We start from the raw sequence: 18802 nt of genomic DNA on the forward strand, positions 1-18802 counted from the left end.
TTGGCAAAAGAAGATGCAATCACCGTGGACGGAACCGTTTTGGAACCTCTCCCAAACGCTATGTTCCGCGTTGAGCTGGAAAATGGTCATAAAGTTTTGGCTCATATTTCCGGTAAAATGAGAATGCATTATATCAGAATCCTCCCTGGCGACAAAGTCACCGTGGAACTTTCTCCTTACGATTTGACCAAGGGTAGAATTACCTACCGCAAAAAATAGGAACACGTTATGAAAGTAAGAACTTCCGTAAAAAAAATCTGCACTAGCTGCAAAGTTATCAGAAGAAAAGGTGTGATCAGAGTGATCTGCACCAACCCTAAACACAAGCAAAGGCAAGCATAATCATGGCTCGTATCGCAGGTATCGATCTTCCAAGAGAAAAAAGAATCGTTGTTGGTCTAACGTATATTTACGGAATCGGCCGATCCACTTCTCGCAAACTTCTCGCTAAAGCGGGAGTAGACGAAAAAATCAGAGTGAAAGATCTTTCTGACACTCAAGAAGCTGCTCTCAGAAAAGCGATCGAAGAAAGTATCAAGGTGGAAGGAGATCTTCGCTCCGAAAACCAACTCAATATCAAAAGATTGATGGATATCGGTTGTTACAGAGGCCTGCGTCATAGAAGAGGTCTTCCAGTTCGCGGTCAAAGAACCAGAACGAATGCTCGTACTCGTAAGGGTGTTAAGAAGACCGTTGCCAATAAGAAGAAGGTGACTAAGTAATCATGGCTGAAGATAAAAAAGGCAAAAAAGAGAAAAAGGTTAAGAAGAAGGAGAAGAAGGTCGTTCCTCGCGGAAAGGTCTATATCACCGCTTCTTTTAACAATACCATCATCACCATCACTGACTTGGCAGGAAACACTCTGTCTTGGTCAACCGCTGGTGCAATGGGTTTCCGTGGATCCAAAAAATCTACTCCGTATGCGGCTCAGATCGCTGCGGGGAATGCTGCCGAGAAAGCAATCGACTCTACCGGTTTAGCCGAAGTGGATGTTCTGGTTTCTGGCCCAGGTATCGGACGCGAGTCTGCGATCCGTTCCTTAGTTGCTAGAGGACTTTCTATTAAAATGATCAAGGACGTTACACCTCTACCGCATAACGGTTGTCGTCCGCGTAAAAGAAGAAGGGTTTAAGGTAGGAATAATATGGCAAGATATAGAGGACCTGTCGTTAAACTAATGAGGAGAGAAGGTGTTAACCTTTACCTCAAATCCAGTTTTACTTTCAATAGAGATAAGTTCCATAAAAAGGGACCTCCTGGAATGCAACCTAAACGGAAACCGAAAATTTCCGAGTACGGTTCTCAGCTTCGTGAAAAACAGAAGTTGAAAAGAGCTTACGGACTTTTAGAAAAACAGTTCCGTAGCCTTTACGAAGAAGCATCGCACGCTCATGGCGTAACTGGTGAAATCCTTCTTCAACTTTTAGAAAGAAGATTAGATAACGTTGTATATCGTTTAGGTTTCGCAGTGACTAGACGTCAGGCGAGAAACTTCATCGCTCACAACCATATTTTGGTAAATGGAGAGAAAGTGGATATTCCATCTTTCCGTTTGAAAGTAGGCGATAAGATCGAGATCAAACCTAAATTTAGAACTTCTGGTTTTATTACCCAGAATATCCAATTGGCTCAATCTCTGAATAATATTCCTTCTTGGGTGTCTTCTGATTTCATTCAGTTTTCAGGAGAAATTCTGTCTTTGCCGGAACGTCATCATATCGACATTCCAGTGAAAGAGCAGGTGATCGTGGAGTTGTACTCCAAGTAATTTTATTGGGAAGGGTTTCTAAGTGTCTCTAAAAAGTTTACTCAAAGGATTTAAACGTCCCAAAAAGATCGAATTTACTACGGAAGCGAATACTCCGAACTACGGAAAATTCGTAGCGGAGCCTTTCGAGCGCGGTTTTGCGACCACAATCGGAAACTCTCTTCGTAGAACTCTCATGTCTTCTATCGAAGGAGCGGCAATTTCCGCTCTTCGTATCGAAGGTGTGAACCATGAGTTCTCTTATATCGAAGGAGTCGCTGAAGACGTTACTCGTATCATCCTAAACCTCAAACAAGTTCGTATCAAATACGAGCCTGAGGACAAGGACCAAAGCAAAGTTATCCATTTGGAATTGAAAGGTGCAGGATATTTCAGAGCTGGAGACCTGGCTGTGGATTCTTCCATCGAAATCATGAACCCAGATCTACATATCGCAACTTTGAATGAAGATGCGAACCTTGTATTGGATCTGGAAATCCAAAGAGGAAGAGGATACGTTCCAGCAGAAGATAAGAAGAAGGATATAGAAGTTCTTGGAACTATCCCAATCGACTCTATCTTCTCTCCAGTTCAAAAAGTAATTTTCGAAATTTCTGAAACCCGTGTGGCTCAGAGATCCGATTATGAAAAACTGACTCTGGAAGTTTGGACAGACGGATCCATTTCTCCTGAGGATGCAGTTGCTCAAGCAGCTAAAATCCTTAAAGAGCACCTTACAGTATTCATCAACTTCGAAGAAGAATTAGAGGAAGAAGAAGACGAGTTAGACGAAGCGGACGAGAAGTTGAAAGCTTCCCTTTCCAAACACGTGGAAGAGCTCGAACTTTCTGTACGTTCCTTAAACGTTCTTCGCAGTTTGGAAATCGACTTCGTCGGAGATCTAGTAAAAAGATCCGAAGAAGAGATGTCCAAATCCAAACATTATAGCGAGCAAGGCCTCGCAGAACTTAAGTCTAAACTTGCTGGTTTAGGACTTTCGTTCGGAATGAGAGATTTCTAACATGAACAAAAGAAATAAAGTAAAACATCTCAACCGCGAAAAAGGTCATAGAGACGCTCTGATCAATAACATGATCACTAGTCTTTTCAAATACGAGAGAATTGAATCTACTCAAGCAAAATTGAAAGTGGTTCGTTCTCACGCTGAAAAGATCATTACCAGAGCAAAAAGAAATCTTGCGACTGATATCGCTCCTGCGGTTGCACTTCACAACAAACGTGAAGTTCTAAAAAGAATAAAGGACCGCAATATCGTTACGAAACTTTTCGAAGATATCGCAGTTCGTTATGCAAGCACTAACGGTGGATATACTAGAATTCTGAAAATGATCAACAGAGCTTCTGACAATTCCGAAGTAGGAATTTTAGAACTCACTAACAGAAAGGATCGTCCGACCCTTATCAAAGAGATCAAAGATAAGAGAGAGGCTATTTCCGACTCTAAAAAGGAAAAAGCGGCAGCTCCTGCTCCGGCTAAAAAGGAAAAAGCTCCTAAAAAAGAAGCAGCTCCTAAAGCTAAAGCAGCTAAGAAGCCTGCGGCTCCGAAAAAAGCAGTTAAGAAAGCTGCTCCTAAGAAGAAAAAATAATATATATAATCCCCGAAGAGATGGGAGATATGTGGGCCCCGGTGTTGGAAACAGCATCGGGGTTTTTTATTTTATGAGATGAATATTTTACTTTAAATGCTTTAACGAAGTTGTTTTGTTTAAGCAAATTTTCTGAAATAAGCAGAGACGAAGAGATACATGCTAAGTCGGATTCTTAACTTAAAATATTTGGATTTGATGGTTGGCATTTTCATTTTTGCTTATATTTCGTACTTTCAAGCATGGCTTTCTGACGACGCTTTCATTAGCTTTCGAGTTGTAGATAATTTTGTAAACGGTTATGGGCTGCGATGGAATATCGCTGAAAGAGTTCAGGTATTCACTAATCCTCTTCTTGTTTTGATTCTTTCTCCTTTGTACTATTTGTGGAGAAATATTGTCGCTATTTCTTTTATCACTTCTTTTATATTTGGGATCGGATCTATTTATCTTTTAAAGAAAATTGCCGTATCTAGATTATCTTTTGTTGTTTCGATCTTGTTTTTGTTCTCTTCTGTTACTTTTTTCGATTATGTATTTTCCGGATTAGAAAATTCTCTCAATTATTTAATAGAAGCTTCTTTCTTTTATTATTTGTGGAAGGATGAAGACAGCCCTAAAGGTAAACTTCCTATTTGCACATTTTTGATCTCTATTGCAGTCGTATCTAGGTTTGATTTCGTTTTAATATTTGCGATCCCGTATATAGTTCTTTTATACTCTGAGTATTCAAAAAATAGAATTAATAGAAAGGTAATTCTATTATCTATTTTGGGATTACTTCCTATTATTTTGTGGCTATTGTTTTCTGGATTTTATTTTGGTTCGTTTTTGCCGAATACGTATTTTGCCAAAACTAATATTTTAGAGCCATTTCCTGATATTGTTCTCCAAGGTTTAAAATATTTTAAATTTCAGTTCTTTTGGGATCCAATTTCTTTCATTTTTATACCATTAGTATTCTTAATTCATTTGGCATTTAAGCAATTAAGATGGGCTCTCCCTATTGCCTTTCTATATGCAGTTCCCTTTTTATTTTATATACTATTTATAGGTGGCGACTTTATGGCTGGTCGCTTCTTCACTTCGGTAGTTTTCTTTTTCGGTTTGGTATTAGCAAGGCTTCCTTTCAGACTAAAAGATGGATTAATAACCATTCTCTTAGTCATAATTTATAATTTTCTATTTCAATTTACTCCAATCCATGTCGATCAAATAGGTTCGTTGTCTAAGAACTTTGTAGATGGGATCGCAAATGAAAAAAATATCTATTATTCTAAGACAGCTTTTCGACATCGCAATACTAGTGGATCCATTTTGTATAAGCTGGCTCGTCGTGCAAAATTGTATAAGGTTGACGATTCAGTCGTCTTAAGAGGCCAAATAGGTATATTCGGATATTCATTGGGTCCCAATTATCATATCATAGATTTTTACGCCTTGTCAGATGCTCTCTTATCAAGATTGAGGGGTTATGGAAGAGTTGGGCATAAGAAGAGATTTTTACCTAAAGGGTATATTGAAGGTATAAAGTCTGGAAAGAATGAGATAACAGATCTTGGATTGAAAGAATATTACGATGGGATTAGAATTTTAACTCGCGAATATGTATGGGATAAGCGCCGCTTGGAGTTGTTTTGGAAATACCAATTCGGAAAGTTACGTAAATATGATGCGATTTACGAATTTGGAAAAATACAAATAGAAAATTATCCTAGAATTAAAATAGATACTTCCTTATCAGAATAGATGAAGAGAGTTATTGATAAAATTCTGTTCTATCAGAAACCTTTCGCTTTCAAAAACTCGTCCAGCTTACCTACGAGTGCGCTTTCCCCATCTAACTCTTTTGCTTTTTCGAGCACAGATCTAGCGTCTTTGAATTTATTCAGAAGCCTGTAGTTGTCTGAGAGATTGATCAGGTTCGCTAGACGATGAGGTTGAGTATTTCGGACCTTCTCCGCTGCATCCGCCGCGCGTTGGAATTCCTTCATATGCTTATAACATAAGGATAATAAGAACCAGATATTATGGGATTCAGGATCCAAGTTCAAATAACGCTCTAACCATTTGGATGCTTTAGAGAATTCTTTTTTGTCGTAATAGATCTGTCCGATCAATCTTGCTGATTCTTTAAAATTTGGAGCCAAGTTCCAGGATAATTCTAGAAGTTCTAGAGCTATTGGTACTTCTTTTTTCGCTATATGTTGTTTCGCTTGGTTGTACTTTGCTACTGCATCGTTATACTTAGGATGTTCAGGATCTATTAGTTCTTTATAACCGATGCGGATGAGAGAAAGGTCGTCAGCAATTGCACCCACTCCATGCAGCTTTCCTGCGATCGTATCCAGATCTCCTTTTGAATCTTCGACAATTCGAACGAACAAGTTTTCGTCCTCGTTCATCTTCCAATTAATCCCATCCGAACTGATATTGATATCGTCCCGTCCGTCTGAACCTAAGAATAGAACATCTCCCGGTTGCAAATAAGATTCATGGATCTTAATGTTCGCCCCGAAGGGAGATCCTAATTTCCATGCGGAAAGTTCAGGCGCCAAGAAAGAAGATCTATCATCTCTGAATAATACAGGCCAAGGATGTTCCGCGTTTAGTATAAAAATTTTTCCAGTTTTATCATGGATCAGTCCGAAGATTGCTGAAGCCATCATCGTCCCATCGAATGTTCTAAAAATTTCGTCTAGTTCTCTATGGGTTTGGAGCATCCAAGCTTCCGGATTAATATCGATTGTCTTTCCGTGACTTGCAGAACGGGATAAGATATTATTCACAGCAGTTCCAAGTACGATCGCTCCTCCCGCTCCTTGGAGGGATTTTCCCATCGCGTCACCGTTTAAGAAGAAGGTCCATTTTTCCTTTTCAGATCCGAACAGAAGATTCCCGCTGATACAAATATCTCCGCCCAGTTCGGATTCTCTATTTTTGAACGTGAACTTCTTCTTTTGTTCTATGTAAAAGATTGTGCTCACTTCTTGAGAAGTATTCCAGTTTGTCATGAGCGGTTTACTCAAGAGAGAAGTGAGATAATAATCTCCGTCCTGCTGAACCTTAAGAGCTTGGATCTCCTCCATTCTTTTAGTGACTTCTATCGTTCTTTCGTCAACCTTCTGCTCTAAAGTATTTGCATATTCTTCTTCTACCGCGCCGATCTTGCGGAAGATCAGGATAACACTTTGAGTGATATATGATACCACCGCTAAAAATACTAACTTTAAGGATTGTTCCGAAATGGATGCGTATCCTGGAGAAATAACTTTGAGCTCATCTTCAGTGAATTCCACTCCTCTGAAGATTGTATTTAAGATCACGAGTCCTTGCCCGACTACACTGAATATTCCTGAAAGTTTTGCGACTGTTGGGGATAATAATAATACTGAATACACAATGAAAATCATGTTGATCGCATATAGAATGATCTGACGGATCACTCCCGATGCCATGTTCCTGTCAGTCCAGGAAGCTACGAACATGACTACGCATAATATGATGATATCTGCGAGTACAGAAACTTTACCGACCATAGACGGTATCTTTCCGTATTTCTTATTGCAGTAATAATTATAATAAGCATAACCAAGCATCGAGCCTGTCCCGATTAGATATGCCGCATTTTGAACTGCGGAGCTCTGGGTCCAAGCTGCCGCGAGAGATAGTAAGAATAGCCCTGCTAGACCGAATCGGATCCGATTGATCGTCAGCGGACCGGAGGCTATAATTCTCTCCGTTATGAGTTCTTTTTTTTCTTCCATCCCTAATCGGCCCTCGTTTGGAAATCGCCTATAGTCCGTCCCAAAACTTAGCTTATCGATAAACATATAGTCTCGGGCTTCAAGAACCGGACCTTTAGGGACGGTTCTTATAGTATTTGGATTAGTGAATATATTTTTGAACGTATCATCTACAAATTTTTTACAGAATGTAGGATACTTGTAAAAATATAATCCCGCCTCCAGATACTTGAGACGGAAAAAATAAGAGAAAAGTAAGTGGCTCTTTTAAAAACAATCTCGCAATTTAAAACTTTCTTTTATTGTTCGGCCGGATAACCTCTATGAGTAATATGGTTTGGATCATTCTATTGAGCCTGGTAGGCATTATAGTTTTAATCATACTTTCTGGGTATTTACTTCCGAAAGATCATGTTGCAAGTGTAGAGAAAGACTTTTCTTCTTCTCCTGAAAGTATATACAAGATCATTCGTAATGTTGGTGAGTATAAGGATTGGAGAAGCGGACTAAAGTCCGTGGATATTGAATCTGAAACAATCTGGACAGAGTCAGATTCTCATGGAAATAATATTCGTTTTGGAATTATAGAAGAAAAGTCTCCGCATTCTTTAAAGACTAAAATTTTAAGTGAAGATCTTCCTTTCGGCGGTGGTTGGGAATTTGAAATTAGCCGAAATGATCCAACCACTAAGCTGAAAATTACTGAGAAAGGTTTTGTGACAAATCCTCTATTTAGAGTTCTTTCCAAGTTCGTGTTCGGTTATGATACAACTCTGAAAACATATCTGGATGATCTTAGTAAAAAGTTGGAGTCTTCTCCTAAATAATCAATCAAAGATTTTTAATAAAGAAACAAGGGACCAGAATAGTAGGGAACAAGGTTGTAAATGAAAATTTTGTTTTGATTCTTGTTGGAATTCCAACAAGATGGAGATGACAAATTTTAGTTGTGAAGAATTGAGTTTTGTGATAGGGGTGGGGGTGTGGAAAAAAAATCCACCGCTACGCTCCGGCCCCCACCCAAAGAAGGGCGGGGCCACTCTTTAACAAATTCAGATCTACAGTAGATTCCCTATCCTCTGTTCTTCTCTGCTTGTTTAGAATATTTTCTCTGATAAACGAATCGGATTGCTTCTGCTTCTAACCAAGGAACCGGTTTTCCGCCGCCTAAAATTCTAGATTCTACGAATGCCTTGCTTGCTTTTTCTAAAACCATACAGACGGCATGGGCATCATCTAAACTTTTATGGGCGCATAATGCTCCAGCATTTTGAAGATAAACCGCGTTTCTTCTTCCAATAGCAGAAATTATTTTTTTCAGGCCTTTCTCATCAGATGCGTTAGGCACAACTTTAGCGTTAGGTCCTACAATTTGGGCCATATCATCCAGATAAGGACGAACGGTTTCACCCGCCATAGAACAGGTCATCACATTCTCTTGAGTAGAATGGAAGATAACAGTAAATTCGGGTCTTGCTAAATATAGAGAAAGATGTTGGATTGCTTCGTCAGGAATATCTTTCGGGAAGATCTGATTTGCTTCCAAAGGAATTTCTAAAAGAGCAGTCTTTGCTTTTTTCCCAATCGCATTTAGATCTGCTTTTTTAGGAGTGATCCAAATACTTTTTCCAATCTTAACACTTGCGCATCCGTTCTTAGCTAAAATTCCTTCCTTCACTAACTGAGGGAGAAATTTCTGAAGATCCATTGGGCTGTCAGGAGCTTTCATGCTGATTTTACCAGTCCGTAGTTTTTAAGATACCAAGAGCGGATAGAATCTCTGTCTCCTTTTTTATAACCGGAAACTTTTAAGAATTCTTTCTCGATGAATAACTGACAGACTCTTTCTAATTCAAGTGCTACTTGAAAAGCATCTTCCATATCTTTTCCGACGCAAAGAGTTCCGTGGTTTGCTAAAAGAACCGCTTTACTTCCGGACTTATCCAATGCAGAGATTGCCATCGTGATCAGTTTTTTAGTTCCAGGAAGAGAATAATTCGTACAAAGAACAGGCCCACCGATGATTTTTTTCATTTGAGGATTTAGAACAGGAACATCCTTCCTTGCTGCTGCAACAACTGCTGCTTGTAGTTGGTGAGTATGGATGACCGCACCAATATTCGGACGAAGTTTATAAGCCGCAGAGTGGAGTCCTTTCTCATAGGAAGGTTTGATCTTTCCGATGTGAGTCAGGTCTTCGATATTTACCTGCACGATTTCTTCCGGAGTTAGATCTTCATAAGTTCTGCCGGTAGGAGTAATCGCGAAATAATTTTCATCGATACGTTGGCTGATATTTCCCCAAGTTCTTGCGATAAGTCCCGACCTTACGAGGCGGATCCCGGTATCTCGAACGACTTTTTTGGCCTTATCTATTTCCATGTTCTTCTCCTATTCAGCAGACTTAAAGGTTATACACCTTCGACTTTTTGAAAAACTTTTTCGAATCTTTTTAGTGCGTCGTCGATTACTGCATCCGTGTCTGCAGCACTTGTATACAAGCGACTTCCTGCAAGAGTAACGATACCTTCTGCCATATATGCCGCACCCATTTCTTCCATTGCTTTTTTGCGAGTATGCGCTTCTTTGATCGTAGACTTGATCTTCCAGAATTTTTTAATATCAATCTCTAAAAGCATGGTTCCGACAGTTTCTAAATGGCAAATAGATCCTTGGTTAAATGCTACGAAAGGTAGATTATACTTCTTAATTAATTTTTGTAAACCTGCTGTGATCCTATCTCCTGCTCTTCCTGCTTTTTCACAGGCCTTTTGTTTTTCGATCTCAAGAAGTGTGTAATATCCTGCAGCAGAGCTAAGAGGGTTTGCTGCCATAGTTCCACCGATAAGTGCCTTTTTAACACCTGTTTGGAGTCCTGCAGAAAGATACTTCATGTATTCCTTCTTTCCACCCAAACCACCAGCGGAAGGATAACCACCAGCAACCACTTTACCGAATACGGTTAAATCAGGAGTGACACCATAATAACCTTGCGCGCCGCTTAGACCTATACGGAATGCAGTAACTACTTCATCAAAAATTAGTAATGCTCCATATTTGTCGCAAAGCTCTCTGACTCCTTTATTGAAGTCCATGTCAATAGGGCGAGTTCCGCTTTCTGGTCCGATCGGCTCCAAGATAACTGCAGCAGTGCCGCCTCTCCAACGATTTCTTTTTAAGGTTCTTTCTAATGCGTTTAGATCATTCGGATAGAATTCTTGAGTATATTTGAAAACATGTTTAGGAATTCCGTGAGATTCAAAATGTCTTGTGCCTGGAAGACGAAGTCCATAAGCAAGCTGATCACTCCAACCGTGATATGCTCCGCCCATTTTTACGATGTTCTTCTTCTTGGTAGCAAGCCTTGCTACACGGATAGATGCCATACAAGCTTCGGTTCCAGATCCTAACATACGGAACATTTGCACAGAAGGCATGTGTTCTACAATCTTCTCCGCAAGTCTTAACTCATATTCATGGAATAGACCAGTAACCGGTCCTGTGGTTTCTAAAAGTTTAACCACTTTCTTGCGGATGCTAATTGGATTACTTCCTAAAACTGTAGGACCTCCTGCTTGCAGGAAATCTATGTATTTGTTCCCATCCAGGTCAAATAAATGTGCTCCTGATGCTTTAGTGAAAACAAGAGGGAAGGGATAATTGAATGCGAGGTTATGCTGCACACCGCCCGGGATATACTCTGAAGCTTCCGCGATCATAGTCTTGGATTTAGAGCATTTCTTCTCAAAATATTCCTGAAGGTACTTCTCCATTTCATTTTTCTTAATGGAGCGAATTGGCTGGCGAATCAGGTCATGAAGTTGCTTATAAACCCCTTTTACGTCTGGGTATTGAGAAATTGCGAAGCCGGTAGACATATCTTTTTCCTTTTTTTACGGAATATAGGTTGACAGTGAGTGAGTATTCACTCACTGTCAACTAGAAAATATAGAAAAGATGCTTCCGGGAAAATTTTCCGTATTCCGGATGTTAGGAACCGCTCAGGTAGTAAATATAGGAAGTACTGTGGCCGAATTTACCTCTTCAAAATACAATAGAGATACTTTTGATAAGATCCCGGAAGAAAAAAGGACCAGGATACTCTCAGTTGCGATCGCAGAATTTGCAAACAGAGGTTTCAATAATGCGAATACCAATATTATTGCGAAGAAGGCCGGCATCAGTGTTGGGTCCTTATACAAATACTTTGATACAAAAGAAGATTTTTTTCTTACAGCTGTTGGTTATGGGATCCATCAATTAGAAAAAACTCTAGAAGAAGTCTTGAGTGAAGACAGCGATCTTTTCGGCAAAATAGAAAGAATATTAAGAATCATCCAAAAACATTCCAGAGAGAATAGAGATATCATTCGTTTATACAATGAGATCACTGCAGAGGGAAATTCTGAATTGATCCGTGGACTTTCCTCTGATATGGAAAGTGTTTCCGCTAAAGTTTACACTTCTTTATTGGCAGAGGCGAAAAAGTCCGGATCTGTAAGCAAAGACGTGGATGAGAAAGTTTTCGCATTCTGTATTGATAATCTTTTTATGATACTCCAATTCTCTTATGCGACCGAGTATTATCGTGAAAGAATGAAAGTGTATCTAGGAAAAGACTTTGATAATGATGAAAAGGTCGTGAAAGGAATAATGTCTTTTATTCGAAGGGCTTTGGAGAAGAAGTAGGGTAGCGGTTCGATTTGGTCAAAACTCAAATCGTTTCATCAAACCTATCTCAACTGATTGAGATCTTGAAGAAGGACTATCAGATTTCGCGATTAGATTAACTAAGCCTTGCCTATTGATTTCGGCTGCAAAAGTCAATTCTCGATTGGTAGAAAAATTCGATAAGGTATCCAGTTTATATTGCCAACTGAATGAATCAGCTCCAATCCAAATAGAGAGACCGCTATTAAAATGATAAAAGATTTTGATACCGTAGTATTGCCCCTTTGCTCTCCATTTAACCTTTTCGAAAAGAACGGATATTAAACTTGTCGGCTCTCCAGAAGTAACAAGATCGGGTTGATATACAGTGGCGGGAGTAACTGCATTATAACTTCGATTTCCGCTTAGTGAAAGAAAATAAGACTCTAATCTGATCTCCCAACGGTAATTGATAGGAAATGATAATTTTAAACCGGTTATTAATCCTTTCATAACTTCGGAAATATTTCCATCTTGGATTCCGCTATATGGTAATCTAGATGTTCCATAGTTATAGACAGTAAATAATGTATTATGATCGTTTATGTTCCCGTAAGATTGTATCATTCCGATTAATGGACGAACTTTGATTATAGAATTCGAATATATTAAGTAAGCCAAATCCCCCTTACTGATGTTTTGATTTTCGGGAAGGTTGCCGCGGGTAGAAAATGGGACCGGAACCAAGGGTCCACTGGAGAAATCCGGAAAATATCCAAAGTTTTGATGATTTGTTGTACCTCGATATTGATGGTATTCCAAAGAAACGGATATTTTTTTCCAATAATAGTTTAATCCAAAACTGTTTGATAGATCTTCATTACTCTTATTACGAATCGGCGAACTTATCGTTTGGTCGGTGATACCGACTTCGATATCTTGGTATCTATCGGTAAATTTCGCACCGGGTGATTGGTATGTTCCGGGCCCGATCCCTGCATAAAATTCTAGGGTATGATATTTTATTTCCGAGGGTAATACGGCGTCTGCTTTGCCGTTTTCTAATGATGTTTCAAGAGATTCGTTTTTCGATTCTTTAGGAGGAATTTCTATAAATGGTGGAAGTTCTTCAGGTTGAAGTTTTAGGCTTTCCTCTTCTTTTTTTTGAACGGATTCTAAGATATAATCCGTATTTTCAGCATCAGTTAAAACTGATTTTGTTTCTTTCGGAAATTCCGGAACTTCATCGAATACATTCTCAATAAAGCGTTTTTCTAGTTTTCCTTCCACTCCTCCTTTTGTTTTGATCCTTATGTAAATATCTGTTTCTTCTGTGATAATTCCCTGGATAGATATACCATTTTTTAAGCGAATTTTCTTTTCTTCGCTCGGTATAATGTAGAAAGGGAAAGATAGCACAATTGCCAATAAGACCTTTCTTAGAATATACATATTAGGAACTTCTGGAGAAAGAAGTCATCGGACAATCAATATTCGTATTATATTTATGTATAAGAATTTATCCCAACTTGGATAAAGTTCAGGCAAGTCTCTAAGTCATTGGTGTAAGAACTCAAATCTCTTCATCACTCCGAGTTCTAAAATTGCAGATCTACTCTCTGAATTGATTGTTTTCCCTATTGCTTCCATTAATTTTTGTTGTACTAGATAAGCATTAGGATTGCTCAAGTCCACTCCTATCAATCCGTCTTTGGATGAATAAAGATATTGCTGATCTGAGTTCAGGCTGTATTTCCACTCGTAAAATTGAAATCCTGCGTAAATAGAAATTGTAGGAGTCACTCTATAAACTAATCGATAGAGAAGATGGAATCCTTTTGCGTCCCAGGAAATATTTTGCCATTGTCTGTAAAATGCTACTTGAGAAAGATTTGCCGGAACGAGTGCGGATACTATGCTTCCATCCTGGTTTCCTGATAAAGTTAAATTATGATATTCTAATCTATTTTCCCATCTTTCTCCCATTCGGATAGTTGCTTTTAATCCGATTGAATATCCTTTAAGTGTTTCGTTAAACTTCATTACACCTTGAGAGTATAAATACAGACTGTTGCCTGTATAATAGGAAGTGGATATGTTTGTATCTTGAGATTGTCCCCAGAAGTATTGGTATCCGATTGTTGGTCTTAGATCGAATCTTTCGTTTGTAAACGCAAGAAATGACACTTCGTTTTTTAAAGAACTTTGTCTTTCAGGGAAACTTCCTGTGCTATGTATCATCCCACTTGCATAAGAATGACTATCATATGTACTTCTATTTCCTAAATAGGATCCTGCAATTCCTCCCGACCATCTTTTCCAAGTATATATTGCTCCATAGGTTTGTGATAATTCGGGAGAATGTGTTGGTTTATCGATTACAGTCGGAAGTGTTCCGGAAGCTAATCCAACTTTGTTTTGGATCTGTACTGGCAACCCTTGGGTTTCCGGAGAATATCTTCCTGCTCCTAATCCAAAATAAATTTCCAAATCATTTCTCTTTAACTGATCTATATGAAAATTTACAATAGGTTTGGGAACTTCTGTAATTTGTGGAATAGGAATTTGTTCTGCTTGGGCAGGTTTTTTCTCTTCTTGCTGAACTTTAGCAGGTTCGTTAAAACTAACTGTATTGATCTCGGATTTGTTTAATTGTATCGTTTTTCCTTCTGTCGTTTTGATCGTCATGCTGGTCGCAGTTTGTTGCAATATTTCCGCACGAATGACCTGGCCATTCTTTAGATAGATGGTTTTCATTTCCGCATACAAGGAAATCGCAGGGATTAGAAAGAAAACAAAGGGTAGAAGTAACCGAAAACGATACAATCTCATCTACGGCGTAGTCTGCATCTTAAAAGGATAGAAGCAATAATTTAATGCACTCAATTAGAGCTCAAAAATAAATTTCGATTATTGAGATAACTCAAATCTTTTCATGACTCCGAATTCTAAAGAGGATGCTTTGCTTGTAGCAGGGGTCATTTTTGATGCGGAAGTTAACAGAAGATTTATAAGTACCAATTGATCGACTGGGCTTGGATTGTCTATATTTGCTAGCCCATTGAAAGATTGATCAAATGATTTTAAAGAATATTTCCATTCGAATGCTTGGATCCCTACCCAAAAAGAAATTGTAGGTGTCCATTTATAGAAAAGTTTATAAGAAAAATTGAATCCTTTTGCATCCCACTGTATACTTCCTAGGCTTACCCCATAATCAAAAAAATTCGGAGGGTTAAACATCGACAAATTTCCTGTACTGTACTGAGCGCCTGAAAGAATCAGATAATGTAATTCTATCCTATGCTCCCATCTTTCGCCTTGTCTAACTGTAGTTTTTAATCCGATCGATGGACCTTTTAACTTTTCTAAAAAATAGTAATGGTATTTGAAAAAAGAAGTCAGTTCATTTCCGTTATAACCGGTCGAAATTGTATTATTATCATCTGTCTTTCCCCAAAATTGAGAATAACCAAAGCTAGGTCTTAGATCGAACCTTTGATTAGTATAAGCGAGATAGGAAACATCTGCTTTTAAGGAGCTTTGTTTTTCGGGGAATTTTCCGGCGATTTCTTGTAAACTAGCATTAGGATTATATACTTTAATTCTTTCAGATGTTTCACCGCTGAAATGATTTGCGCTTAAGCCAAATGCAAACTTCTTCCAATAGTATATGGCACCCATACTATAAGCTAAACCTCTTTTATAACTGGGTGAATCATGATCCGGAGGAAGCTGCCCCGATAATACATTTGCTTTTACCGAAGTTTGATTTAAATAGGATTCAGTAGGAGGGCGGTATGTTCCAAGGCCCGCTCCAAAGAATAATTCAATATCCTTTCTTTTGGCCTGGTCGATTGTATATGGACTAGCTGCTTTATCAATTTCGGGTTCGGACTTTTTAACAGGCTCCGAAGTTGGAAGAGGTGGTTCTTCGACTACTACAGTTTGTTGTTTTAATTTTTCTTCTGATTCTTTTTTTTCTTGGATGGTTGGTTCTTTATAACTAACTCTTTGTATCTCTTTTTTGGTGAGCTGTTTGATCTTTCCGTCTTCCATTCTAATCTGCATTGTTGTTGCAGTCTGTTGGACGACTTCTCCGCGTAAGATCTGCCCGCTCCTCATATAGATCGTTTGCAGTTCTGCAAATAATTCTGCTAAGGGGGAAGATAATAAAAGGATTAATAAGCAGATTCTTATGTTGGAACTTCCCATAACGTGGTCTATTAGAAGTTATGTTTACTCGATAGGCAATAACTTATTAAATATATATATGAATAAAAGATGCTCTAATTGAGGAAAAATATCCGCGGTAAAAATAGTTTAACACCTGCATAGTTTATGAGATTTTTATTCTTTCTTCGGCTTTTGGATTTCTTCTTTCCTTTACTCTGTGGGATTTGCGGCAGAGAAGACTTCTTCTCCTTAAAAATAGGCCTTTGTAAAAGATGCGCCTATGCTGCTCGGACTTCCAAGCCATTATACAGATGTAATTTATGTTCTTCTCCTTTGTCCGATGCGGAGAAGGTTTGTGAATTCTGCGATTCCAGAAATGTATTCTTTACAAAAGTTCTTAGCCTCAGGGATAGAAACGATTTGCTGGGGGAATTATTAAATAAACTCAAATCGAATAAAGAGTATCCAGTTTCTATTTTTCTTTCTTTGGGGATCAGAAGGGCATTGAGAGAGCTGAAGACCTTGGATCTGGACGCGTGTATCCTTCTGCCTAGTTATTCAAAAAATAGAATTTTCAATTCAGATCTCAGACCGTTCTCTCCGAGCAGTAGATTGTATGAAGAAACAAGGAGAATATTAAGAATTCCTTTAGTAGATCCATTAATGAAAACGAGTCCAGAAAGACAGGCAGGCAAAAGTTTTTCAGAAAGATTCTTTCATGCATATTCTGCTTGGGAGATTAAACCAGATTGGAAAGATCGTTGTCCTTCTCACGTATTATTATTGGACGATGTCTTTACTACTGGTGCGAGCGTGAACGAAGCGAGTCGAATTTTAAAGAAGAATGGTACAAAGTCGGTTTATGTTTTAACCTATCTAAGGGTCTCGGATTAAACTTGACCATTCTATATATCCGTTTAGTATAGATTGGAGAAGATGATTCGAAAAATTCTACATGTAGATATGGATGCGTTTTATGCTTCTGTAGAACAAAGAGATAATCCGAGTTATCAGGGCAAACCAATCATTGTTGGAGGTCCTCCGGATTCCAGGGGAGTTGTATGCGCTGCAAGTTATGAGGCAAGAAAATTCGGAGTTCGATCCGCAATGCCTTGTTCTCAAGCAGCAAGGCTTTGTCCTTCCGGGATTTTTGTAACTCCTCGTTTCGAAGCATACAGAAAAGTATCTTCCAAAATCAGACAGATCTTTTTAGAATACACTGACCTTGTAGAGATGCTTTCCTTAGACGAGGCATTTTTAGACGTCACTGAAAATAAGAAAAATATTCCCTATGCGAGTGAGGTTGCCAAAGCAATTCGAGAAAAAATTTTCGAAGAGACTCAGTTAACTGCATCTGCAGGAGTTTCGATTAATAAATTTTTAGCCAAGATTGCAACGGACCAAAATAAACCTAATGGAATGACAATCGTTCGTCCTGAACAAATCGAAAAGTTTATAGATTCATTAGATGTTTCTGTATTTCCGGGGATCGGAAAAGTTACATTAAAAAAAATGCATGCACTTGGGATTAAAAAAGGAAAAGATCTAAAAGAAAAAAGTTTGGAGATGTTAGGCCAAAATTTTGGTAAATCAGGTCGCTGGTTCTTTGCTGTTTGTAGAGGCTTGGACGATAGACCTGTAGAACCTTTTAGGGAAAGAAAATCCTTAGGTGCAGAATCTACTTTTGCTAAAGATCTTGAAAATAGCTCTGAGATATTTAGGGAGCTTTCGGACATTGCAGAAGAACTAGAAAGACGGCTTTTACAAAAATCTTTTCCAGGAAAAACAATCACTCTCAAAGTAAAATTTTCAGACTTCACACAAAAGACCAGAAGTATTACCGAAGATTATTCCTATATGGATAAAAATGAACTATATCGGATCGGATCCAAACTTTTGGAAGAATTCATATTGGAATCTGGCAAATCTATTTTTCCGATCCGTCTATTAGGCTTAAGTCTTTCTCATCCGGAAAGTATTTCTAAAAATTCACAAACCAAGATTGAAGACGAAGAAGATCTATTTCCTTCTTTATTTTAAACTATTTAGAGGTATCTCCATCTATCCCAGAAGGCACTAGGTTTGCGATTCCCTGTCTGAGATTTGCCCATTCTTGCCTGCATTTTTTGTCTGAATCTTTCTCTTCATTATAATGAAGCATAGATCTTCCTGCTGCAAGTCCTGCTAGTTTAGAATTATCGAATATTTTCCAGGCTATACTTAATATGAACAACCCTACAAATGGGAGAGCAATCTTTAAGATCCCATGATGTTTGGAATCCATAATCGATCCTAAAAATGTGCAAATAGAGCCGATGCTGAATAGATACCAACCTATATAAAAATAATCTTCTGCGATCTCGGAAGCATTATTGATCATATATCTACAGAAGGATCCATCCATCTCTAATAATTCTTTTTTTCCCGAAGGAAGAATGTTTTCTATAAACGGTTTTTCTAATCTAGATTTTCCCAAATAAGGTTGGATCTCTAAGAACAGATTGATCCCCAAATATAACATTCCAATGAAGAAGAGTATAAAAAAAGGTCTGTATAAAAGTTTGGTCCTTTCTGTAGATCTATAGAGTTCCAATTCGGACTCTGGGACTCCCATCTTTTTGGAAATTCTATCCTTGTATTGTTGGAAGGCTAGGTTATCCATAAAAGGAATATAATCCGTAGCAGGAAGAGAATCTTTTGTTTCTTTACTTTGAAGCCAAACATTTACTTCGTTTAAGGCTTTGGTTTTAGAAACCTTGAAATAGGGAAAAATAAGACGGATCAGAAACATATTGTTTTCCTAATGTATAAAATCAGCAAATGGATTGGCTGGTCAGATTAGGAAATCTTTAAGATGTATGCAAGGCGATTTTCAG

Annotated in this window: 20 protein-coding genes; 12 read left to right on the forward strand and 8 right to left on the reverse strand. The window is 38.3% G+C overall.

The window, feature by feature from the left end; translation table 11 throughout:
- The 8 genes from infA (at window position 1) to CH362_RS19170 (ending at window position 5103) form a co-directional block, all read left to right on the forward strand.
- A complete protein-coding gene (infA, locus tag CH362_RS13850; RefSeq protein ID WP_008595303.1) occupies window positions 1-219 on the forward strand; it encodes a translation initiation factor IF-1 in 219 nt (72 codons plus the stop codon).
- Between the two features lie 9 nt (window positions 220-228).
- Complete coding sequence (gene rpmJ / locus CH362_RS13855) at window positions 229-342, forward strand: 50S ribosomal protein L36 (protein WP_008594142.1); 114 nt, start codon at window positions 229-231, stop codon at window positions 340-342.
- 2 nt (window positions 343-344) lie between these two features.
- Window positions 345-722, forward strand: coding sequence for a 30S ribosomal protein S13 (gene rpsM / locus CH362_RS13860; protein ID WP_100710931.1), 378 nt, complete (start codon window positions 345-347; stop codon window positions 720-722).
- 2 nt (window positions 723-724) lie between these two features.
- On the forward strand, window positions 725-1132 hold the full coding sequence (gene rpsK / locus CH362_RS13865) for a 30S ribosomal protein S11 (RefSeq protein WP_008595617.1): 408 nt from the start codon (window positions 725-727) through the stop codon (window positions 1130-1132).
- A 12-nt stretch (window positions 1133-1144) separates the two neighbouring features.
- Entirely contained in the window at window positions 1145-1768 is a 624-nt protein-coding gene (gene rpsD, locus CH362_RS13870; RefSeq protein WP_100710932.1) for a 30S ribosomal protein S4, read from the forward strand.
- A 22-nt stretch (window positions 1769-1790) separates the two neighbouring features.
- On the forward strand, window positions 1791-2768 hold the full coding sequence (locus tag CH362_RS13875; RefSeq protein ID WP_008593478.1) for a DNA-directed RNA polymerase subunit alpha: 978 nt from the start codon (window positions 1791-1793) through the stop codon (window positions 2766-2768).
- Between the two features lies 1 nt (window position 2769).
- Window positions 2770-3354, forward strand: coding sequence for a 50S ribosomal protein L17 (gene rplQ, locus CH362_RS13880; protein ID WP_100710933.1), 585 nt, complete (start codon window positions 2770-2772; stop codon window positions 3352-3354).
- A 771-nt stretch (window positions 3355-4125) separates the two neighbouring features.
- Window positions 4126-5103, forward strand: a complete 978-nt coding sequence (locus tag CH362_RS19170) for a hypothetical protein (protein WP_125169723.1) — start codon at window positions 4126-4128, stop codon at window positions 5101-5103.
- 32 nt (window positions 5104-5135) lie between these two features.
- On the opposite strand, the gene CH362_RS13890 is transcribed toward CH362_RS19170, so the two are convergent.
- The gene (locus CH362_RS13890) at window positions 5136-7121 is read right to left on the reverse strand and encodes a PP2C family protein-serine/threonine phosphatase (RefSeq protein ID WP_100710935.1); all 1986 of its coding nucleotides are present in this window, start codon (window positions 7119-7121) and stop codon (window positions 5136-5138) included.
- 302 nt (window positions 7122-7423) lie between these two features.
- Between CH362_RS13890 and CH362_RS13895 the strand changes: the two genes are divergently transcribed.
- Window positions 7424-7927: an LIC10604 family protein gene (locus CH362_RS13895; RefSeq protein ID WP_100710936.1), complete on the forward strand. Its 504-nt coding sequence runs from the start codon at window positions 7424-7426 to the stop codon at window positions 7925-7927.
- Window positions 7928-8172: 245 nt separating this feature from the next.
- Here CH362_RS13895 and CH362_RS13900 read toward each other — a convergent pair whose 3' ends face one another.
- The 3 genes from CH362_RS13900 to CH362_RS13910 are packed head-to-tail and all read right to left on the reverse strand — an operon-like array spanning window position 8173 to window position 10978.
- The gene (locus tag CH362_RS13900; protein WP_100710937.1) at window positions 8173-8829 is read right to left on the reverse strand and encodes a class II aldolase/adducin family protein; all 657 of its coding nucleotides are present in this window, start codon (window positions 8827-8829) and stop codon (window positions 8173-8175) included.
- Window positions 8826-9482 (reverse strand): class II aldolase/adducin family protein, encoded by a 657-nt coding sequence (locus tag CH362_RS13905; RefSeq protein ID WP_100710938.1) that lies wholly within the window; start codon window positions 9480-9482, stop codon window positions 8826-8828. The genes CH362_RS13900 and CH362_RS13905 overlap by 4 nt, the downstream gene beginning before the upstream one ends.
- Window positions 9483-9511: 29 nt before the next feature.
- Window positions 9512-10978, reverse strand: a complete 1467-nt coding sequence (locus tag CH362_RS13910) for an aspartate aminotransferase family protein (RefSeq protein WP_100710939.1) — start codon at window positions 10976-10978, stop codon at window positions 9512-9514.
- Between the two features lie 109 nt (window positions 10979-11087).
- Between CH362_RS13910 and CH362_RS13915 the strand changes: the two genes are divergently transcribed.
- A complete protein-coding gene (locus CH362_RS13915; RefSeq protein WP_165780276.1) occupies window positions 11088-11789 on the forward strand; it encodes a TetR/AcrR family transcriptional regulator in 702 nt (233 codons plus the stop codon).
- Window positions 11790-11807: 18 nt separating this feature from the next.
- Here CH362_RS13915 and CH362_RS13920 read toward each other — a convergent pair whose 3' ends face one another.
- The 3 genes from CH362_RS13920 to CH362_RS13930 form a co-directional block, all read right to left on the reverse strand.
- Window positions 11808-13202: a hypothetical protein gene (locus CH362_RS13920; RefSeq protein WP_100710940.1), complete on the reverse strand. Its 1395-nt coding sequence runs from the start codon at window positions 13200-13202 to the stop codon at window positions 11808-11810.
- A gap of 105 nt (window positions 13203-13307) precedes the next feature.
- The gene (locus CH362_RS13925; RefSeq protein ID WP_244280590.1) at window positions 13308-14576 is read right to left on the reverse strand and encodes an LA_0442/LA_0875 N-terminal domain-containing protein; all 1269 of its coding nucleotides are present in this window, start codon (window positions 14574-14576) and stop codon (window positions 13308-13310) included.
- 84 nt (window positions 14577-14660) lie between these two features.
- Window positions 14661-15965, reverse strand: coding sequence for an LA_0442/LA_0875 N-terminal domain-containing protein (locus CH362_RS13930; RefSeq protein ID WP_425269066.1), 1305 nt, complete (start codon window positions 15963-15965; stop codon window positions 14661-14663).
- A 126-nt stretch (window positions 15966-16091) separates the two neighbouring features.
- On the opposite strand from CH362_RS13930, the gene CH362_RS13935 reads away from it, so the two are divergent.
- Both CH362_RS13935 and dinB read left to right on the forward strand, forming a co-directional pair.
- The gene (locus CH362_RS13935; protein WP_100710942.1) at window positions 16092-16820 is read left to right on the forward strand and encodes a ComF family protein; all 729 of its coding nucleotides are present in this window, start codon (window positions 16092-16094) and stop codon (window positions 16818-16820) included.
- Window positions 16821-16862: 42 nt separating this feature from the next.
- Window positions 16863-17966, forward strand: a complete 1104-nt coding sequence (gene dinB / locus CH362_RS13940; RefSeq protein ID WP_100710943.1) for a DNA polymerase IV — start codon at window positions 16863-16865, stop codon at window positions 17964-17966.
- Window position 17967: 1 nt separating this feature from the next.
- Here the strand turns inward: dinB and CH362_RS13945 are convergent, their stop codons facing one another.
- Window positions 17968-18717, reverse strand: coding sequence for a hypothetical protein (locus tag CH362_RS13945; RefSeq protein ID WP_100710944.1), 750 nt, complete (start codon window positions 18715-18717; stop codon window positions 17968-17970).
- Window positions 18718-18802 lie beyond the last annotated feature (85 nt).

Origin of the sequence: Leptospira saintgironsiae, assembly GCF_002811765.1 — a bacterium.
Lineage (GTDB): Bacteria > Spirochaetota > Leptospiria > Leptospirales > Leptospiraceae > Leptospira_B > Leptospira_B saintgironsiae.